This window comes from Streptomyces incanus (assembly GCF_042656345.1).
Classification (GTDB): domain Bacteria; phylum Actinomycetota; class Actinomycetes; order Streptomycetales; family Streptomycetaceae; genus Streptomyces; species Streptomyces incanus.
Window position 1 is genome coordinate 102,771 of record NZ_JBHSPC010000056.1, and the last position, 20,855, is coordinate 123,625.

Sequence of the window (20,855 nt, forward strand, 5' to 3'; positions counted from 1 at the left end):
GGACGGATACCGATGCCGCGCAACTTCACGCTGTTCACCGGACAGTGGGCGGACCTGCCCCTGGAGGAAGTCTGCCGACTCGCCCGCGAATTCGGCTACGACGGCCTCGAACTCGCCTGCTGGGGAGACCACTTCGAAGTCGACAAGGCGCTCGCTGACCCGTCCTACGTCGCCTCCCGCCACCAGCTCCTCGACAAGTACGGCCTCACGTGCTGGGCGATCTCCAATCACCTGGTCGGCCAGGCGGTGTGCGACGCCATCATCGACGAGCGCCACCAGGCCATCCTGCCCGCCAGGATCTGGGGCGACGGCGAACCCGAGGGCGTACGGCAGCGGGCCGCCGCCGAGATCAAGGACACCGCGCGCGCCGCGGCCCGCCTCGGCGTCGACACCGTCATCGGATTCACCGGCTCGGCGATCTGGCACCTGGTCGCCATGTTCCCGCCTGCGCCCGAGGCGATGATCGACCGCGGCTACGAGGACTTCGCGACGCGCTGGAACCCGATCCTGGACGTCTTCGACGCCGAAGGCGTGCGGTTCGCCCACGAGGTGCACCCCAGCGAGATCGCCTACGACTACTGGACCACCGTACGCACCCTGGAGGCGGTCGACCACCGGCCGGCCTTCGGACTCAACTTCGACCCCTCCCACTTCGTGTGGCAGGACCTCGACCCGGTCGGCTTCCTGTGGGACTTCCGCGACCGGATCTACCACGTGGACTGCAAGGAGGCCCGCAAACGCCTCGACGGCCGCAACGGCCGCCTCGGCTCCCACCTGCCCTGGGGCGACCCCCGGCGCGGCTGGGACTTCGTCTCCGCCGGCCACGGCGACGTCCCCTGGGAGGACGTCTTCCGCATGCTGCGCTCCATCGACTACCAGGGCCCCGTCTCCGTCGAATGGGAGGACGCCGGCATGGACCGGCTCCAGGGCGCCCCGGAGGCGCTGACCCGGCTGAAGGCGTACGACTTCGAGCCGCCCAGCGCCTCCTTCGACGCCGCGTTCAACAGCTGAACCGCTTACCCGACGGCAGGTCGGGAAGGGGGGCCGGAACGTTCGCCGGTCCCCCGGCCCGACCTGCCCGGATCCCGCTTTGTCCTGTGCTGGGGGAAAGTTCCACCGGCCCTGACCCAAGGGTTGTTCGTTCCGGACGAACGCGGTTACGGTCCCTGAAGTGTCCAGGACACCCACACCGCCGGGGTGCCGACGCATCCCGGCGCACGTCTTCGCACCTGTTCCGTACGGCCCCACCCCGTTCCCGGAGGGACTTCGTGCACAGAAGCAGACTCGCATCCACCCGCACCACGAGGCGCCCCAGACTTCGCACCAGCCTCGCCCTGTTCACCGGCCTGATGCTGGCCGTGGGCGCCCCGGCGACCGTCGCCGGCGCCCACCCCGGTCACCCGGAACACGATGGACCGGCAGCCGCCGAGGGACAGTTCCAGCAGGTACCGCTCGCCAAGGGCGAGCCCGAGACGGGCGAGCCGATGTCGCTCGCCGTGCTTCCGGACCGCAGCGTCCTGCACACCTCGCGCGACGGCACGCTGCGCCTCACCGACCAAGCGGGTGTCACCAAGGTCGCCGGCAAGATCCCCGTCTACAGCCATGACGAGGAGGGTCTGCAGGGCGTCGGCATCGACCCGGACTTCAAGAAGAACCGGGCGGTCTACCTCTACTACGCCCCGCCGCTCGACACCCCCGCGGGCGACGCCCCGGAGACCGGCACCGCCGCGGACTTCGCGAAGTTCGACGGCGTCAACCGCCTCTCCCGCTTCGTCCTCAACCCCAACGGCACGCTGGACATGGCCAGCGAGAAGAAGGTCCTGGACGTCGCGGCCTCCCGCGGCATCTGCTGCCACGTCGGCGGCGACATCGACTTCGACGCCGAGGGCAACCTCTACCTGTCCACCGGCGACGACACCAACCCCTTCGCCTCCGACGGCTTCACGCCGATCGACGAGCGGCCGGGCCGCAACCCGGCCTTCGACGCCCGCCGCAGCTCCGGCAACACCAACGACCTGCGCGGCAAGCTCCTCCGCATCAAGGTCGCCGAGGACGGCTCGTACACCGTCCCGGAGGGCAACCTCTTCGCCCCCGGCACCGAGAAGACCCGTCCCGAGATCTACGCGATGGGCTTCCGCAACCCGTTCCGGATCAGCGTCGACGACAAGACCGGCACCGTCTACGTCGGCGACTACGGCCCCGACGCCGGCGCCGCCGATCCGAAGCGGGGCCCGGCGGGACAGGTCGAGTTCGCCAAGGTCACCAAGGCGGCCAACTTCGGCTGGCCGTTCTGCACCGGTGACAACGACGCCTACGTCGACTACGACTTCGCCACCAAGACCTCCGGCGAGACGTTCGACTGCGACGCCCCGAAGAACACGTCCCCGCACAACACCGGCCTCACCGACCTGCCGCCCGCCCAGCCCGCCTGGATCGCATACGACGGCGGTTCCGTGCCCGAGTTCGGCAGCGGCTCCGAGTCCCCGATGGCCGGCCCGGTCTACCGCTACGACCCGAACCTCGACTCCAAGGTGAAGTTCCCCGAGGAGTACGACGGCGACTTCTTCGCCGGCGAGTTCGGCCGCCGCTGGATCAAGCGGATCGAGCAGAACACGGACGGCTCCGTCGCGAAGATCAATGACTTCCCGTGGACCGGCACCCAGATCATGGACATGGAGTTCGGCCCCGACGGCGCGCTCTACGTCCTGGACTACGGCCTCTCCTGGTTCCAGGGCGACGACAACTCCGCGCTGTACCGGATCGAGAACGCCCAGGACGGCTTCTCCCCGATCGCCGAGGTGAGCGCCGACAAGACGTCCGGTGCGGCCGGCCTCAAGGTCGCCTTCACCGCCTCCGCCAAGGACGCCGACTCCCCGAACCTCACCTACAGCTGGGACTTCGGCGACGGCGCCAAGGGCGAGGGGCTCACCCCCACCCACAAGTACAAGAAGGTCGGCACCTACACCGCGACCTTCACCGCGAAGGACCCCGAGGGCAACACCGGCAACGCCAGCGTCCGCATCGTGGTCGGCAACACCGAGCCCACCGTGAAGATCGAGACCCCGGGCAACGGCAGCCTGGCCGCCTTCGGTGAGCCCGTCCCGTTCAAGGTGACCGTCACCGACCCCGAGGAGAAGGTCGACTGCTCCAAGGTCAAGGTCGTCTACAGCCTCGGCCACGACTCCCACGCCCACGAGCTGACCAGCGAGACGGGCTGTGAGGGCACCCTCAAGCCGCCCGCCGGAGACGGCGGTCACGACCCCAACGCCAACATCTACGGTGTCGTCGGCGCCGGTTACACCGACGGCGGTGCGAACGGCCAGGAGGCCCTGACCGGCACCGCGCGCACCGTGCTCCAGCCGCTGCACCGCCAGGCCGAGCACTTCACCACCCAGTCGGGCGTGAAGACCTACGACAAGACAGGCGCCCACGGCGGCAAGACCGTCGGCGACATCAACGACGGCGACTGGATCTCCTTCAGCCCCTACCGGTTCGACGGGCAGAAGAAGATGACCGTGCGGGCCTCCTCCGGCGGCGCCGGCGGCTTCATCGAACTGCGCACCGGCTCGCCCGACGGCAAGCTGCACGGCTCGGCGTACATCCCGCCGACCGGCGGCTGGGAGACGTTCCAGAACGTCGACGTGCCGCTGCGCTCGCTGCCGAAGAACACCACGGAGATCTACCTGGTCTTCAGGGGCGGCGACGGCGCGCTGTACGACGTGGACGACTTCGAGTTCTCCACCCAGCCGTTCAAGGGCGGCAAGAAGGTGCTGGTCTTCTCCAAGACCGCCGGCTTCCGGCACGACTCCATCCCGGCCGGCGTCGCCGCCCTGAAGGAGCTCGGCGCCCCGGCCGGCATCACGGTCGACGCGACCGAGGAGGCCGGACAGTTCACCACGGCCAACCTCGCCAAGTACGACGCGGTGGCCTTCCTGTCCACCACCGGTGACGTTCTCAATGCCGCCCAGCAGAAGGCGTTCGAGAACTACGTCAGCAACGGCGGCGGCTACCTGGGCGTCCACGCCGCTGCCGACACCGAGTACGACTGGGAGTTCTACGGCGGCCTCGTCGGCGCCTACTTCGACTCGCACCCGGCCATCCAGAAGGCCACCGTGCGGGTCGAGGACCACGACCACCCGTCCACCGCGCACCTGGACGACGCGTGGGAGCGCACCGACGAGTGGTACAACTACCGCACCAACCCGCGCGAGCAGGCCAAGGTCCTCGCCACCCTCGACGAGACGACCTACCAGGGCGGCACCATGAAGGGCGACCACCCGATCGCCTGGTGCCAGAACTACGGCGGCGGCCGCTCCTTCTACACCGGCGGCGGCCACACCAAGGAGTCCTACGCCGACGAGGCCTTCCGCACCCATCTGCTCGGCGGTCTGCAGTACGCCACCGGCCAGGTCAAGGCGGACTGCAAGCCGGGCAAGGACTACCGGAAGATCTTCAACGGCCAGACCCTGGAGGGTTGGAAGCAGGCCGGCCCCGGCAAGTTCAACGTCAAGGACGGCACCCTGGAGTCCGAGGGCGGAATGGGTCTGCTCTGGTACCAGGCCAAGGAGCTGAAGTCGTACTCCCTCAAGCTCGACTGGAAGATGCGGGGCGACGACAACTCCGGTGTCTTCGTGGGCTTCCCGGCCTCCGACGACCCCTGGTCCGCGGTGAACAAGGGCTACGAGATCCAGATCGACGCCACGGACGCGCCCGACCGCACCACGGGCTCCGTCTACTCGTTCAAGTCGGCGGACATCAAGGCCCGTGACCAGGTCCTGCGTCCGCCCGGACAGTGGAACTCCTACGAGATCAAGGTCCAGGGCGAACGCCTCCAGGTGTTCCTCAACGGAGTCAGGATCAACGACTTCACCAACAAGGACCCCGAGCGGAGCCTGACCGACGGCTACATCGGCCTCCAGAACCATGGCGCCGACGACCAGGTCTCCTTCCGCAACATCCAGCTCAAGGAACTGCCCGCCAAGGGCGACTAGAACGGCGGCGGGCGGAGGACGCCGGACCTCCGCCCGCCGTCTCGCCGGGCCCCGCGCCCGGCACCCCGCTCGTCCGCTTCCGGCGCTCGCACCCGGTTCGCGTACGACAAGGAGGCTGCCCATGTCCGCCGAACCGTCCCTCCCCGCCCCCTCCCCGGCCCCGCGCTTCGGCGTCTGGCTCATCGGGGCGCGCGGATCCGTGGCCACGACCGCGATCGCGGGCTGCGCCGCTGTCGCCGCCGGACTCCATCCGCCGACCGGCATGGTCACCGAGACCCCCGACTTCGCCCCGTGCGGCCTGCCGCCGCTGTCGTCCCTCGTCTTCGGCGGCCACGACACCGTCGGCTGCCCGCTGCCCAAACGTGCCGAACACCTGGCCGACGGCGGCGTCCTGCCGCACGGACTGCCCTCCGCCGTGCACGCCGAACTCGTCGCCGCCGACCGGGAGATCAGACCCGGCGGCCCCCTGACCGGCGACACGGACGGCGGCTCGGGCCGCCACGACGACGAACTGATCGACGTGTTCGCGGCCGACATGCGCGACTTCGTGCGCCGCCAGGGACTTGCGGGCGCCGTCGTGGTGAACGTCGCCTCCACCGAGCCCGCTCCCGCCGACGGCTCCCTGCCGCCGAGCTCCCTCTACGCGGCGGCCGCCCTGCGCGCCGGCTGCCCCTATGTCAACTTCACCCCCTCCGCAGGCCTGCACCACCCGGCGCTGGCCGAGCAGGCGGCGACGGCCTCCGTCCCCCACGCGGGCCGCGACGGCAAGACCGGGCAGACCCTGCTGCGCTCCGTACTCGGCCCGATGTTCCTGCAGCGCGCCCTCGCCGTGCGCGCCTGGTCCGGCACCAACCTCCTGGGTGGCGGCGACGGTGCCGCCCTCGCCGACCCCGCAACCGCCGCCGCCAAGAACGCCGGCAAGGAACGCGTCCTCGCCGACACCCTCGGCACCGCCCCCGAGGGCGAGGTCCACATCGACGACGTGCCCGCGCTCGGCGACTGGAAGACGGCTTGGGACCACATCGCCTTCGACGGCTTCCTCGGCGCCCGCATGGTCCTGCAGACCACTTGGCAGGGCTGCGACTCGGCGCTCGCCGCGCCGCTCGTCCTCGACCTGGCCCGGTTGGTCGCCCGCGCCCGGGAGAGGGGCCTGTCCGGTCCGCTGAGCGAACTGGGCTTCTACTTCAAGGACCCGGTGGGGGACGGCCCGTCCTCGCTGGCCGAACAGTACGTGGAGCTCAGGCGCTTCGCCGGGCGGCTGCGGGACGACGCCCTCGATCGCGGGGCGCAGCGGTGAGCCGCACGGCCGCCCCGGCGCAGGACACACCTGCTACGGCCGGGGCGACGGCGGCAGACGGCCCGGTCCCCGGGGACGCCTCCACACCCCTCCCCGGTCCCGCGCCCCACACCTCCCGTCCCCGCTCCGGCCGCGCGGGTGCCTGGGCCGAACTGCTGCGCCTGCCAGCGCTGTTCACCGTCCCCGGCGACGCCCTGGCCGGCGCGGCGGCGGCCGGCGCGCGCCCCGGGCCCCGCACCCTGTTCGCCATCGGGTCCTCCCTGTGCCTGTACGAGGCCGGCATGGCCCTGAACGACTGGGCGGACCGCACCGAGGACGCCGCGGAACGCCCGCACCGCCCGATTCCGTCCGGCCGTATCCGTCCGGCCGCCGCCCTCACCGCCGCCGGTGCCCTCACCGGCGTCGGACTGGCGCTCGCCGCCGGTGCGGGACGCCCCGCCCTCGCGGTGGCCGCGCCCCTGGCGGCGACCGTCTGGGCCTACGACCTCGCGCTGAAGCACACGCCCGCCGGTCCCGCGGCCATGGCCGCCGCCCGCGGACTGGATCTGCTCCTGGGCGCGGCCGCCACCGGCGGCGGCACCCGGGCAGCGCTGCCCTCCGCCGCGCTGCTCGGCACGCACACCCTCGCGGTCACGGCAGTCTCCCGCCGGGAGACCACCGGGGGTTCGGTCCTGGCCCCGCTGGCGGCCCTCGCGACGACGGGGGCGCTGACGCGGCTGGTCACCCACCGCCGTACCCGACTCCCGGCAGGCCGGCGGGCAGCAGCCGCCCCCGGCCTGCCGGGCTCCGGCCCGGCCGAGCGCCCGTCCCGGGCCACCGGCGTCCTCGCCACCGCCCTGGCCGCCGCTTACGCGGCCACGGCCGCCCGGCCCTACTTCCACGCCGCGCTCAACCCCTCGCCCCCGCTCACCCAACGCGCCGTCGGCGGAGGCATCCGGGCCACGATCCCGCTCCAAGCCGCGCTCGCCGCCCGCTCCGGCTCGGCCGTCACCTCCCTGCTCGTCGCGGCCCTGGCCCCGGCCGGCCGGATGTTCGCGAGGAGGTCCGGCATGAGGAAGGTGAGCATCACGTGAGCCGGAACCCGAACGGCGTCTTCCCGCACCCTCTCCGCTTCGGCTACGGCACCAACGGCCTCGCCGACCTCCGTCTCGACGACGCCCTCGCCCTGCTCGCCGACCTCGGTTACGACGGGGTCGGACTGACCCTCGACCACATGCACCTCGACCCGCTCGCCCCGGACCTCGCGGCGCGCACCCGCCGGGTCGCGCACCGGCTGGACGAGCTCGGGCTCGGCGTCACCGTGGAGACCGGCGCCCGCTATGTGCTCGACCCCCGCCGCAAGCACGGCCCGTCGCTGCTGGATCCCGACCCGGACGACCGCGCCCGCCGCGTCGGCCTCCTCCTCCGGGCGGTCCGCGTCGCCGCCGACCTCGGCGCGCACGCCGTGCACTGTTTCAGCGGCATCGTCCCCGACGGCACGGACGAGGACACCGCCTGGAAACGCCTCGCCGAGACCCTCGCCCCTGTCCTGGACGCCGCCGCCACCGCCGGCGTCCCCCTCGCCGTCGAACCCGAACCCGGCCACCTCCTCGCCACCCTCGCCGACTTCCACCACCTGCGCCGCACGCTCGGTGACCCCGAGCCACTCGGCCTCACCCTGGACATCGGCCACTGCCAGTGCCTCGAACCCCTCCCTCCCGCGGACTGCGTACGAGACGCCGCCCCCTGGCTGCGCCACGTCCAGATCGAGGACATGCGCCGCGGCGTCCACGAGCACCTGCCCCTCGGGGACGGCGAGATCGACTTCCCGCCCGTCCTCGCGGCCCTCGCCGCCACCGGCTACCAGGGCCTGACCGTCGTCGAACTGCCCCGCCACTCCCACGCGGGCCCCCATTTCGCCGCCCATTCCCTCCCGCTCCTCCACGCCGCGGCCCGCACCGCGGCGACCGGCGCCGGCACGGCATCCGTCCCCGCGCCCCCGCTCGGCGATCCCTCCGCCACCCCCGAAGGGAGCAGCACCCCGTGAACCACCCCCCTGCCACCCCGGCGACCCCGGAGGCAGCCACCATCAGCGGCCCCGAGGCGACCCCCCACCCCCCGGGAACCCCGGCAGCCGACGGCACCACCACCCCCGCCGCCACCCCGATCACCCTCGCCGTCACCCCGCCCGCCGAACTGCACCGTCTCCTCTCCGCCCGTCTCGGTGCCACCGCCCGCGCCTGGCTGGACCAGGCCCTCGACGAGGCCGCCGCCCACCCCGGAACCCATGGGCCCATCTCCGTATGGGAACTGCGCCTGGCCGAGGCCGGCCGCCGCTGCGGCGGAGCCCACGCCGACGCCGCCCGCGTCCTGATCCTGCACGCGGCCCGCGCCGACACCGAGGCGCTGACCCGGGTCTACGACCAGGGCACCGCCGACGAACGCCGGGCGGTCCTGCACGCCCTGCCCCACCTCGTGCCCGGCCCCGACGCCCGCCCGCTCGTCGAGGACGCCCTGCGCACCAACGACACCCGGCTCGTCGCCGCCGCCGTCGGCCCGTACTGCGCCCGGCACCTCGACGCCCACGCCTGGCGGCACGCCGTACTGAAGTGCCTGTTCACCGGCGTCGCCCTGAACCGGGTGGCGGACCTGGCCCGGCGGGCCCGCGGCGACGGCGAACTCGCCCGCATGCTCGGCGACTACGCCGACGAACGCACCGCCGCCGGCCGCCCCGTCCCGGAGGACCTGCACCGCGTACGGACCCTGGCCCTGGCCCCCGCCGAGGCCGCCTCCGCCGCCTCCACCCCGAGTCACACCACGGACGACCCCCACGGCAAGGAGTCCTGATGCGCCTCTTCGACCCCCACATCCACATGACGTCGCGGACCACCGACGACTACGAGGCCATGTACGGGGCGGGCGTCCGCGCCGTCGTCGAGCCCGCCTTCTGGCTCGGCCAGCCCCGCACCTCGCCGGCCTCCTTCACCGACTACTTCGACTCCCTCCTCGGCTGGGAACCCTTCCGTGCCGCCCAGTACGGCATCGCCCACCACTGCACCATCGCCCTCAACCCCAAGGAAGCGAACGACCCGCGCTGCACGCCCGTCCTCGACCTGCTGCCCCGGTATCTCGTCAAGGACAACGTCGTGGCCGTCGGCGAGATCGGCTACGACTCCATGACACCCGCCGAGGACACCGCGCTCGCCGTCCAGCTCCAGCTCGCCGCCGACCACGGCCTGCCCGCCCTGGTGCACACACCGCACCGCGACAAGCTCGCCGGACTGCGCCGCACCCTCGACGCCGTACGGGAGTCCGCGCTGCCCACGGAGCACGTCCTGGTCGACCATCTCAACGAGACCACCGTCAAGGAGGCCAAGGACAGCGGCTGCTGGCTCGGCTTCTCCGTCTATCCCGACACCAAGATGGACGAGGAACGGATGGTCGCGATCCTGCGCTCCCACGGCCCCGAGCGGGTCCTGGTGAACTCCGCCGCCGACTGGGGAAAGAGCGACCCGCTCAAGACCCGCAAGGTCGCCGACCTGATGCTCGCCGAAGGTTTCACCGAGGACGACGTCGACCGGGTCCTGTGGCGCAACCCCGTCGCCTTCTACGGACTCAGCGGCCGGCTCACCCTCGACGTCACCGCCCCCGAGGCCACCCACGAGGGCAACTCCATCCAGCGCGGTGCACCGAGGGACGAGCCCCCGCGGACGGCCGGCGTCGCCGCCGCGGAGGCGTGAGCCATGCGCTTCCGCCACCCCGACGGATCCACCGTCCACCTCGCCTACTGCACCAACGTCCACCCCGCCGAGACCCTCGACGGTGTCCTCGCCCAGCTGCGGGACCACTGCGAACCCGTCCGCCGCCGTCTCGGCCGCGACCGGCTCGGCATCGGCCTGTGGCTCGCCAAGGACGCCGCCCACGCCCTCGTCACCGACCCGTCCGCCCTGCGCGGCCTGCGCTGCGAACTCGACCGGCGCGGCCTCGAGGTCGTCACCCTCAACGGTTTCCCCTACCAGGGATTCGGCGCCGAGGAGGTCAAGTACCGCGTCTACACACCGGACTGGGCCGACCCCGAACGCCTGGAGTACACCACCTCCCTGGCCCGCCTCCTCGCCGCTCTGCTCCCCGACGACGTCCCCGACGGCAGCATCTCCACCCTGCCGCTGGCCTGGCGCACCGCCCACGACACGGAGCGCGCCGAAGCCTCCCGCACCGCCCTGCGTACCCTTGCCGAACGCCTCGACGCACTGCAGGAGCTGACCGGACGCTCCATCCGCATCGCCCTGGAACCTGAACCCGGCTGCGTCGTCGAAACCACCCACGACGCCATCGAACCGCTCACCGCGATCGGCCACGACCGCATCGGCATCTGCGTCGACACCTGTCACCTCGCCACCTCCTTCGAAGATCCGCACACCGCCCTGGACGACCTCACCCGGGCCGGCATCCCCGTGGTCAAGTCCCAGCTCTCCGCCGCCCTGCACGCCGAGCAGCCCCATCTGCCCGAGGTCCGCGAGGCCCTGCGCGCCTTCGCCGAGCCCCGCTTCCTGCACCAGACCCGCACGTCCACCGCCGCCGGACTGCGCGGCACCGACGACCTCGACGAGGCCCTGGCCGGCGACACCCTGCCCGACGGGGCGCCCTGGCGCGCCCACTTCCACGTCCCGCTGCACGCGGCTCCCACCGCGCCCCTCACCTCCACACTGCCCGTGCTGAAGACCGCCCTGACCCGGCTCGTCGGCGGCCCGCAGCCACTCACCCGCCATCTGGAGGCCGAGACCTACACCTGGCAGGCCCTCCCACCCGAGCTGCGGCCCAAGGGTCGCGCCCAGCTCGCCGACGGCATCGCCGCCGAACTCACCCTCGCCCGCGACCTGCTGACGGACCTAGGCCTGAAGGAACTCCCATGACCCCGGACCCCGCGGCAGACCCCACAACAGGCTCCCCCGCAGAACCCACGACCGGCGGCCCCACCCCCCTTCTCGTCCTCGACGTCGTCGGCCTCACCCCCCGGCTCCTCGACCACATGCCCCACCTCAAGACGCTCGGCCAGTCCGGCTCCCGCGCCCCGCTCGGCACCGTGCTGCCCGCCGTCACCTGCGCCGCCCAGTCCACCTTCCTCACCGGCACCCTCCCCTCCGAACACGGCATCGTCGGCAACGGCTGGTACTTCCGCGAACTCGGCGACGTCCTGCTGTGGCGCCAGCACAACGGACTCGTCGCCGGCGACAAGCTCTGGGACGCCGCCCGCCGCGCGCACCCCGGCTACACCGTCGCCAACATCTGCTGGTGGTACGCCATGGGCGCCGACACCGACATCACCGTCACCCCCCGCCCGGTCTACTACGCCGACGGCCGCAAGGAACCCGACTGCTACACCCGGCCGGCCGCCCTGCACGACGAACTCACCGAGAAGTTCGGCACGTTCCCCCTGTTCCATTTCTGGGGGCCCGGGGCCGACCTCGTCTCCAGCCAGTGGATCATCGATGCCACCCGCCACATCAACCGCACCCGCCACCCCGACCTGACGCTCTGCTACCTCCCTCACCTCGACTACGACCTGCAGCGCTTCGGCCCCGACGACCCGCGCTCCCTCGAAGCCGCCGCCGACCTGGACGCCGCCCTGGCCCCGCTGCTCGACGACGCGCGCGCCGAGGGCCGCACCGTCGTCGCCCTGTCCGAGTACGGCATCACCCGGGTGAACCGGACCGTGGACATCAACCGCGCCCTGCGTCGCGCGGGCCTGCTGGAGGTGCACACGCAGGACGGCATGGAGTACCTCGACCCGATGGCCTCGCGCGCCTTCGCGGTCGCCGACCACCAGATCGCCCACGTCTACGTGCGCCGCCCCGAGGACCTCGACGCCACCCGGGCCGCTCTCGAAGGGCTGCCCGGCATCGACCAACTCCTGGACGACGAGGGCAAGAAGGCCCATCACCTCGACCATCCGCGCGCCGGCGAACTGGTCGCCGTCGCCGAATCCGACGCCTGGTTCACGTACTACTACTGGCTCGACGACGACCGCGCGCCCGACTTCGCGCAGCTCGTCGAGATCCACCGCAAACCCGGCTACGACCCGGTCGAGCTCTTCATGGACCCCCTCGACCCGTACGTCAAGGTGAAGGCGGCCACCGCGCTGGCGCGCAAGAAACTCGGCATGCGCTACCGGATGGCGGTCGTGCCCCTCGATCCGTCGCCTATTCGGGGCAGCCACGGCCGCCTCCCGGCGAGCGACGACGACGGTCCGCTCCTCATCTGCTCCACCCCCCGTGCCGTCGGAGACCGCGTCGCGGCCACCGATGTCAAGCAACTCCTGCTCCAGCTCGCCGGACTCGGCTGACGCACCACCATGGCTGACGCACCACCACTTAGGGCCCTCCGAGATCCAGCTACAGAGAGTGAAACACACGGCACTGACAACGGCCGGTCCCGGCGGCACCGGAACCGGCCACGACCGAGAAGGCAGGCCACTCGTGACCCTGTATTCCGAGCCCTCCCGCACCGAGGCCGTCACCGCCTCCGGCACCGGCGCCCCGGACGAGGGACTGCGCCGCTCCCTGGGCGTGGACCGGCGCCGTTTCCTCAGCACCTGCACCGCCGTGGCGGCCGGAGCCGTCGCGCTCCCCGTCTTCGGGGCCGCCCCCGCCCTGGCCCACGATCGCGGCAGAGACCACGACCACGGGCACGACCACGGCCACGGCGGGCAGGTGCTCGTCCCGCCGCACAAGCGCGGCATCATCCTCTACACCGTCCGTGACGCCACCGGCCGCGACCCCCTCTCCACCGATCTGCCCTCCGGCTTCCGCGAGGTGTTCAAGCAGTTGGCCCGCCACGGCTACCGCCAGGTGGAGTTCGCCGGCTACAACCAGCACGCGAACGCGCCCGGCGGCGCCAGCCTGGAATCCGTCGCGGGCGCCAGGCTGCTGCGCTCCTGGCTCGACGACTACGGCCTGCGCGCCCAGGGCAACCACGGCTTCATCCCGTCCTCCTGGCCGTTGACCACGGCGGACCTGGACACCTTCAAGAAACACCTCGAGATCGCCAACATCCTCGGCCTGGACCACATGGGCACCGGCGGCGACCCCACCGGCAGCTCCCACCGCGCCGACTGGGACGTGGCCGCCGACAAGTGGAACGCCCTCGGCGCGATCGCCCGGCGGGAGGGCATCAAGCTCTACACCCACAACCACGACGGTGCCTACGGCTTCCTGCTCGACGGCGGCCCCCTGGACGACCAGGGCCGGCCGACCCGCAGTTCGGGCATCCGGAAGCTGGAGTACTTCCTCAAGGTCACCGACCCGAAGACCGTCTGGCTGGAGATGGACATCTTCTGGGCGCACGTCGCCCAGTACAAGTTCCACACGTACACCGCCCACGACGGCTCCACCCGCAGGAACGTCTTCGACCCGGCCGGCCTGGTCGCCCGCAACAACAAGCGCTACCCGCTCTTCCACGCCAAGGACGGCGTCGTCAGCACGACCAACGGCATGGGCTACGAGATGGTCCCCTTCGGAACCGGCGTCATCGACTACACGACGTTCTTCTCCCGGGTCGGGCAGCGGAACTACCGCAACCCGATGGTCGAGGACGACAACGCCCCGAGCGCCACAGACCCCGGGAAGTCGCTGCGGGAGGCCAAGATCAGTTACGACAACCTGGCGGCCCTGCGCAAGGGGCGCCGCTGACCGCGCACACGGACCGGGCGGCCCCTCCCGCGTGTTGCGGGAGGGGCCGCCCGGTCCGTGTGGACGAAGCTCTCGTGCCGGTGCTTCGTGGCGGACGGCGTGCGGCTCCGGCGGTCCGTGGGGTCAGGCCGTCTCCTCACCGAGCGGCTGCGGGTTGGGCGTGACGCCCTTGGCCCTGGGCCGCCCCGGGGGATGCAGGAACACCGCCACGCAACCGGCGAACAGGGAGATCGAACCGGCCAGGACGAACGCGCCCGCGTAGTCCCAGGCCGCCACCACGACGGCGCCCATGCCGGATCCGAGCAGACCGGAGACGAGCTTCGAGGAGTACACCAGACCGTAGTTCGTGGCGTTGTTGTTCTCACCGAAGTAGTCGGCGGTCATCGCGGCGAACATCGGGAAGATGGCACCGCCGCCGAATCCGGAGATCGACGAGAACAGCAGGAACAGCGGCAGGTTCCCGATGTTCCCGGAGAACAGGATGCCGTACTGGGCCAGCCCGAGGATGATGCAGACGAAGATCAGACACTGCTTGCGGCCGTACCGGTCGGAGAGCCAGCCGATGACACCGCGGCCGGTGCCGTTGACGATCGCCTTCAGGGACATGGCGGTCGCCACGATGCCGCCCGCGAAGCCCGCGTCGTCGCCGAAGGGCACCTGGAAGGCGATACCGAAGATGTTCACCCCCGACGTGCACAGCAGGCAGAACCACATCAGGCCCACCCGGCCGGTCCGCCACGCCTCCATGGGGGTGTACTGGTGCACGGCCGGAGGGTTCTTCTCCATCGCGCGCCGGGTGCGCGCGTCGGTCGGCTTCTTCAGCGGATCGATGTCGGCCGGCCACCAGTTCTTCGGCGGGTCCTTGAAGAAGTAGCCGGCTCCTGCCACCACACCGGCCAGGAACACACCCACCGCGACCAGCACCCAGCGGAAGTTGGTGAGGTCCATGTAGCCGGTGAAGATGAAGACGAACGGCACCGAACCGTAGGCGAAACCGCCGTTCACGAAGCCGGTCTTGCCGCCCTTGCGCTCCGGGTACCACTTGGCGACCATGTTCACGCAGGTCGCGTACACCATGCCGGCACCGATACCGCTGAACATGCCGAAGCCGAGATACGCGACGATCACATGCGGCGCGAAGGCCAGCGAGACATAGCCCAGCAGGGTTCCCACCGCGCCGCACATCATCGCCCAGCGGGCCGGCAGTCTGCCGCTCTCCCGCAGCTTGCCCGCCGGGAAGGCCACCGCCGCCTGGAAGAACACCCACACGCCCAGCATCCAGAAGATGTGCGCGCTGCTCCACGAATGGGCCGTGTGCAGGGTGTCCTCGGCGGAAGCGAACGCGTACTCCGCCGAGGAGATGCCCATCATGCCGATCCACGGCAGGATGACCATCCACTTGCGTGCGCGGCCCATGATGTCGATGTCGGTCTCACCGAGGCGGTAGACGCGTCCGTTCGCGTCGGCCACCTCCCGGTAGGGAACCGAAGTACGCAGATCGGTCGTTGTCATGTCGTGTTGCACCCCTTGCGTCGAAAGTTCTGGCCAGCGCCCCCTGTCCAATGCCTTTCGTGCGCGTTCGGGCCCGGGGGCCGGCCGACGCGCCCCGCCGGCCGGCCCCCGGTCCACTCACCTCATGAACCGCCCCCCAACAAACCCGCCGCACGCGCCCAGCGGTACTTCGCCCCGAGCACCGCCACCGGCCGCTCGGTCGTGTACGGGTACGCCACGACGCCCCGCTCGAAGAGGTACTGGCACGCCTCCTCGACCTCCACATCGCCCGCCAGCGACGCCACCACCGGCTTCTCGACGCCCCGTTCGCGGAACTCCGCCACCACCCGCGCGGTGAGCTCCGCGAACACCATGGGAGGCGTGACGATGGTGTGCCAGTAGCCGAGGACGAGCGCGTGGATGCGCGGATCCTCAAGACCCAGCCGGATCGTCGCCTCGTACGTCGACGGCGGCTCGCCCCCGGTGATGTCCACCGGGTTGCCGGCCGCTCCGAAGGGCGGAATGAACGCGCGGAACGCGGCGTCCAGATCCGGCGGGATCTCCATCAGCGACAGCCCGTTGTCCGTCACCGCGTCCGACAGCAGCACCCCGCTGCCGCCCGCCCCCGTGATGATCACGACGTTGTCGCCCGTCGGGGCGGGCAGCACCGGCAACGCGCGCGCGTACTCGAGCATGTCGCTGAGACCCGGCGCGCGGATCACACCGGCCTGCCGCAGGATGTCGTCGTACACGGCGTCGTCGCCCGCCAGCGCGCCGGTGTGCGAACCCGCGGCCTTCGCGCCCGCCGCCGTACGCCCCGCCTTCAGCACCACGACCGGCTTCTTCGGCACCGTCTCGCGCGCGGCCCGCACGAACGCCCGCCCGTCCTTGAGATCCTCCAGGTGCATGGCGATGCAGTCGGTGTGCGGGTCCTGTCCGAACCAGGTCAGCAGGTCGTCCTCGTCCAGGTCCGACTTGTTGCCCAGCCCGACGATCGCCGACACACCCGTCCGCGTGGTGCGCGCGAACCCCAGGATGGCCATCCCGATGCCACCCGACTGCGACGTCAGCGCGACCCCGCCCTTGACGTCGTACGGCGTGCAGAACGTGGCGCACAGGTCCTGCCACGTCGAGTAGTAGCCGTAGATGTTGGGTCCGAGGAGCCGGACGCCGTGCCGCTCGGCGATCGCCACGATCTCGTCCTGGAGCTCGTGCTCACCGGTCTCCGCGAACCCGGAGGGGATGAGGACGGCGTTCGGGATCCCCTTGCGTCCCACCTCCTCCAGCGCCGCGGCCACGAACCTGGCGGGAATCGCGAAGACCGCCACATCCACCTCACCGGGGACGTCCGTGACACTCTTGTACGCCTTGCGGCCCAGAATGTCATCGGACTTGGGGTTCACCGGATGGATCTCCCCGGCGAAGCCGCCGTCCACCAGGTTGCGCATCACCGAGTTGCCGATCTTGCCCGGCTCGGCGGAGGCGCCGATCACGGCGACCGAACGCGGCTGCATCAGCCGCCGCATGGAGGCGAGGATCTCCTCACGCGAGTACTGGCGGCGCTCCTTCGGCGCCTCGGTCGACAGGATCACCCGGATGTCGGCGGCGACCGCGCCGCCCGGTGTGGCGATCACCGGGTTGAGGTCCACCTCGGCGATCTCCGGGAAGTCCGCGACGAGGTCCGACACCCGGCGGATCTGCTCGGCGACCGCCCACCGGTCCACACCGGCCTGCCCGCGCACCCCGCGCAGGATCTCCGCCGCCCGGATCGAGTCCAGCATCGACAGCGCCTCGTCGGCGTCCACCGGCGCGAGCCGGAAGGTGATGTCCTTGAGCACCTCGACGAGCACCCCGCCGAGCCCGAACGCCACCACCTTCCCGAACGTCGGGTCGGTGACCGCCCCGACGATGACCTCCTGCCCCTGCGGCAGCAGTTCCTGCACCTGCACGCCGTCGATCCGGGCGGCAGGGTCGTACGCGCGGGCGTTCTCCACGATCCGGCAGAACGCCGCCCGCACGTCGGCCGCGCCCTCCACACCGACGATCACACCGCCGGCGTCGGTCTTGTGCAGGATGTCCGGTGAGACGATCTTCATCACGACGGGCCCGCCGAACCGCGCCGCGTACGCCACGGCCTCGTCGACGTCCGTCGCCAGCTCCTCACCCGGTACGGCGATCCCGTACGCGTCCGCCAGCACCTTGCCCTCGGGGGCGGTGAGCGCGGTGCGCCCGTCGGCGCGCACCGCGTCGAGCAGCGTGCGCACCCGCAGCGTGCGGTCCTCGGCCATCACCTCAGATCACCCCGTTCGACTTGAGCAGGCGCAGTTCCTCGTCGCCGAGGCCGAGTTCGCCGACGAACACCTCTTCGTTGTGCTCACCGAGCAGCGGGGAGGCGACCACGTCGACGGGGGAGTCGGAGAGCTTCAGCGGGCTGCCGACGGTGACGAACTCACCGCGCTCGGGGTGCGGGACGGTGACGACCATCTCGTTCGCCACCAGCGAGGCGTCCTCGATGATCTCCCTGGTGGACAGGATCGGCCCGCACGGGATGTTGTGCGCGTTCAGCCGCTCCAGCACCTCCCACTTGGGCAGCGTCGAGGACCACTCCTCGATCAGCTGGAACATCTTGCCGAGCTTGGGCAGCCGTGCCTGCGGTGTCGCCCAGTCGGGGTCGTCGGCCAGCTCCGGCCGGCCGATCAGCTCACTGACGGGCTTCCAGCCGACGGGCTGCACGATCACGTACACGTAGTCGTTCGGGCCGCCCGGCGCGCACTTGACCGCCCAGCCGGGCTGCCCGCCGCCGGACGCGTTCCCGGACCGGGGAACCTCGTCGCCGAAGTCCTCGTTGGGATATTCGGCGAGCGGGCCGTGGGCCAGACGCTGCTGGTCGCGCAGCTTCACCCGGCAGAGGTTGAGCACCGCGTGCTGCATGGCCACGTTCACCCGCTGCCCGCGCCCGGTGGTCTCCCGCTGGAACAGCGCGGCGAGGATGCCCGCCACCACGTGGATGCCCGTGCCCGAGTCCCCGATCTGGGCGCCCGTCGCCAGCGGCGGCCCGTCCTCGAACCCGGTGGTCGACATCGACCCGCCCATGGCCTGGGCGACGACCTCGTACGCCTTGAAGGCGGTGTACGGACCGTCGCCGAACCCCTTGATGGAGGCGTAGACGATCCGTGGATTGATCTCCTTGATGCGGTCCCAGGTGAACCCCATCCGGTCGACGGCGCCCGGCCCGAAGTTCTCGACCATGACGTCCGAGCGCCGGATCAGCTCGGTGAGGATCTCCTTGCCGCGCTCGGTCTTGGTGTTGAGGGTGATGCTCCGCTTGTTGCAGTTGAGCATCGTGAAGTAGAGGGAGTCGACGTCGGGGAGGTCGCGCAACTGTGTGCGCGTGATGTCCCCGGTCGGGGCCTCCAGCTTGACGACGTCCGCGCCGAGCCAGGCCAGCAACTGGGTCGCGGAGGGCCCGGACTGGACATGCGTCATGTCCAGGACGCGGACGCCTTCGAGTGCCTTGGCGGTGCGTGCGTTCGTGGCGGTGGGCGTGCTCGTGGCGGTCTCGGTGGTCACCGTGGGCACCTCACTTGTACATCGTCTGGTTCATGGTCCCGGGGGCGTACGCGTCCGGGTCCACCCAGACGTTGATCAGGGACGGCTTGCCCGACTCGCGGGCCCGGCGCAGCGCGGGGCCGATGTCGGCGGGGTCGCGGACCTCCTCGCCGTGACCGCCCAGCATCCGCGCGAACTGGTCGTACGGGACGTCGCCGAGGGTGTTGCCAACCCGCTCGCGCTCCTTGCCGTACTTGGCGGCCTGGCCGTAACGGATCTGGTTCATCGAGGAGTTGTTGCCGACGATGCCGACGAACGGCAGGTCGTAGCGGACGAGGGTCTCGAAGTCCCAGCCGGTCAGGGAGAAGGCGCCGTCGCCGAAGAGGGCGACGACCTCCTTGTCGGGCCGCGCCTGCTTGGCCGCGAGCACGAAGGGGACACCGACGCCGAGTGTGCCCAGCGGGCCCGGGTCCATCCAGTGGCCGGGCGACTTGGGCTGCACGACCTGCCCGGAGAAGGTGACGATGTCGCCGCCGTCGCCGATGTAGATCGAGTCCTCGGTGAGGAAGTCGTTGATCTCGCTGACCAGCCGGTACGGGTGGATGGGCGAGGCGTCCGACTTCAACTGCGGCAGCCGCTTCTCCAGGGCGACCTGCTCGGCGGCCCGCAGTTCGTCCAGCCACTCCTTGCGCTGGGAAGCACCCCCGTTGAGGCGCCCGGAAGCCGCCTCGGTCACCGACTTCAGCACCAGCCCCGCGTCACCGACGATGCCGAGGTCGATGTCGCGGTTCTTGCCGACGGTGCGGTAGTCGAGGTCGATCTGCACGACCGTCGCGGTGGGGGAGAGCCGCTTGCCGTAGCCCATGCGGAAGTCGAAGGGCGTGCCGACGATCACGATGACGTCGGCGTTGGTGAAGGCGTACCGGCGGGACAGCTGGAAGTGGTGCGGGTCGCCGGGCGGCAGGGTGCCGCGTCCCGCGCCGTTCATGTACGCGGGGATGTTGAGGGTGCGGACGAGTTCGACGGCCGCCTCGGTGCCCCGGGTGGTCCACACCTGGCTGCCGAGCAGGATCGCCGGCTTCTCGGCGTGCGCCAGCAGGTCGGCGAGCTTCTCGACGGCCTCGGGGTCGCCGGGCGAGCGCGTCGAGGCGCGGGAGGCGCCCTGGCGCGGCACGCGTGCGGCGGACGCCGGCACCTTGGCGTCCAGGACGTCGCGCGGGATCTCCAGGAAGGAGGGGCCGGGGGCGCCGTGGTAGCACTCGCGGAAGGCCATCGACACCATGTCCGCGGCCCGCGCCGTGTGCGGCACGGTCGCCGCGAACTTGGTGATGGGGCTCATCATGTCGACGTGCGGCAGGTCCTGCAGGGACCCCATCTTGTGCTGGGTGAGGGCCCCCTGACCGCCGATCAGCAGCATGGGGGACTCGGCCCGGAAGGCGTTGGCCACCCCGGTGACGGCGTCGGTGGTGCCCGGGCCTGCGGTGACCACTGCGCAGCCCGGCTTGCCGGTGATGCGGGCGTAGCCGTCCGCGGCGTGCGCGGCGACCTGTTCGTGACGTACGTCGACGACCTCGATGCCCTCGTCGACGCAGCCGTCGTAGATGTCGATGATGTGGCCGCCGCACAGCGTGTAGATGCGGTCGACGCCCTCGGCCTTGAGGGCCTTGGCGACGAGATGACCGCCGGAGACCAGGTCCTGTGTGTCGTCGGGCATGGCGAAGTCCTGTCCCTTCCTAGGGGGTGGGAACGCTCTCGGGTACCGCTCCCGCAGTACATTGCATACAGTCGACGAATACTGTATGAAGCTTGTTATCCCGCATCCCACGAGTGGTGTCCAGGGGGTGTGCGGCACTTTTCCCA

14 protein-coding genes are annotated in these 20,855 nt (G+C 71.2%); 10 read left to right on the plus strand and 4 right to left on the minus strand.

Translation table 11 applies throughout. The features are described 5' to 3' along the window. The first annotated feature begins 12 nt into the window (after positions 1-12). From ACFP2V_RS20000 to ACFP2V_RS20045, 10 genes are all read left to right on the plus strand, one after another. Complete coding sequence (locus ACFP2V_RS20000) at positions 13-1,011, plus strand: sugar phosphate isomerase/epimerase family protein (RefSeq protein ID WP_381213955.1); 999 nt, start codon at positions 13-15, stop codon at positions 1,009-1,011. Between the two features lie 257 nt (positions 1,012-1,268). Beyond that, positions 1,269-4,991, plus strand: coding sequence for a ThuA domain-containing protein (locus ACFP2V_RS20005; protein WP_381213958.1), 3,723 nt, complete (start codon positions 1,269-1,271; stop codon positions 4,989-4,991). A 121-nt stretch (positions 4,992-5,112) separates the two neighbouring features. Continuing rightward, positions 5,113-6,288, plus strand: a complete 1,176-nt coding sequence (locus ACFP2V_RS20010) for an inositol-3-phosphate synthase (RefSeq protein ID WP_381213961.1) — start codon at positions 5,113-5,115, stop codon at positions 6,286-6,288. Next, positions 6,285-7,361, plus strand: coding sequence for an SCO3242 family prenyltransferase (locus tag ACFP2V_RS20015; protein ID WP_381213964.1), 1,077 nt, complete (start codon positions 6,285-6,287; stop codon positions 7,359-7,361). Before ACFP2V_RS20010 ends, ACFP2V_RS20015 begins: the two co-directional genes overlap by 4 nt. After that, positions 7,358-8,314, plus strand: a complete 957-nt coding sequence (locus ACFP2V_RS20020; RefSeq protein WP_381213967.1) for a sugar phosphate isomerase/epimerase family protein — start codon at positions 7,358-7,360, stop codon at positions 8,312-8,314. Before ACFP2V_RS20015 ends, ACFP2V_RS20020 begins: the two co-directional genes overlap by 4 nt. Beyond that, positions 8,311-9,114, plus strand: coding sequence for an EboA domain-containing protein (locus tag ACFP2V_RS20025; RefSeq protein WP_381213970.1), 804 nt, complete (start codon positions 8,311-8,313; stop codon positions 9,112-9,114). The genes ACFP2V_RS20020 and ACFP2V_RS20025 overlap by 4 nt, the downstream gene beginning before the upstream one ends. After that, complete coding sequence (locus ACFP2V_RS20030) at positions 9,114-10,007, plus strand: TatD family hydrolase (RefSeq protein ID WP_381213973.1); 894 nt, start codon at positions 9,114-9,116, stop codon at positions 10,005-10,007. The genes ACFP2V_RS20025 and ACFP2V_RS20030 overlap by 1 nt, the downstream gene beginning before the upstream one ends. 3 nt (positions 10,008-10,010) lie before the next feature. After that, on the plus strand, positions 10,011-11,180 hold the full coding sequence (gene eboE, locus ACFP2V_RS20035; RefSeq protein ID WP_381213976.1) for a metabolite traffic protein EboE: 1,170 nt from the start codon (positions 10,011-10,013) through the stop codon (positions 11,178-11,180). Then, a complete protein-coding gene (locus tag ACFP2V_RS20040; RefSeq protein WP_381213978.1) occupies positions 11,177-12,610 on the plus strand; it encodes an alkaline phosphatase family protein in 1,434 nt (477 codons plus the stop codon). The genes eboE and ACFP2V_RS20040 overlap by 4 nt, the downstream gene beginning before the upstream one ends. A 133-nt stretch (positions 12,611-12,743) precedes the next feature. Continuing rightward, positions 12,744-13,955 carry a sugar phosphate isomerase/epimerase family protein gene (locus ACFP2V_RS20045; RefSeq protein ID WP_381213981.1) on the plus strand — a complete coding sequence of 404 codons (1,212 nt, stop codon included), beginning with the start codon at positions 12,744-12,746 and terminating at the stop codon, positions 13,953-13,955. A gap of 123 nt (positions 13,956-14,078) precedes the next feature. Here the strand turns inward: ACFP2V_RS20045 and ACFP2V_RS20050 are convergent, their stop codons facing one another. The 4 genes from ACFP2V_RS20050 to ACFP2V_RS20065 form a co-directional block, all read right to left on the minus strand. Continuing rightward, positions 14,079-15,467: an OFA family MFS transporter gene (locus ACFP2V_RS20050; RefSeq protein ID WP_381213984.1), complete on the minus strand. Its 1,389-nt coding sequence runs from the start codon at positions 15,465-15,467 to the stop codon at positions 14,079-14,081. A 122-nt stretch (positions 15,468-15,589) separates the two neighbouring features. Further along, complete coding sequence (locus tag ACFP2V_RS20055) at positions 15,590-17,734, minus strand: acetate--CoA ligase family protein (protein ID WP_381213987.1); 2,145 nt, start codon at positions 17,732-17,734, stop codon at positions 15,590-15,592. A gap of 4 nt (positions 17,735-17,738) precedes the next feature. Beyond that, complete coding sequence (gene frc / locus ACFP2V_RS20060) at positions 17,739-19,016, minus strand: formyl-CoA transferase (protein WP_381213990.1); 1,278 nt, start codon at positions 19,014-19,016, stop codon at positions 17,739-17,741. 10 nt (positions 19,017-19,026) lie between these two features. Further along, a complete protein-coding gene (locus tag ACFP2V_RS20065; RefSeq protein ID WP_381213992.1) occupies positions 19,027-20,709 on the minus strand; it encodes a thiamine pyrophosphate-binding protein in 1,683 nt (560 codons plus the stop codon). Between the last annotated feature and the right edge of the window lie 146 nt (positions 20,710-20,855).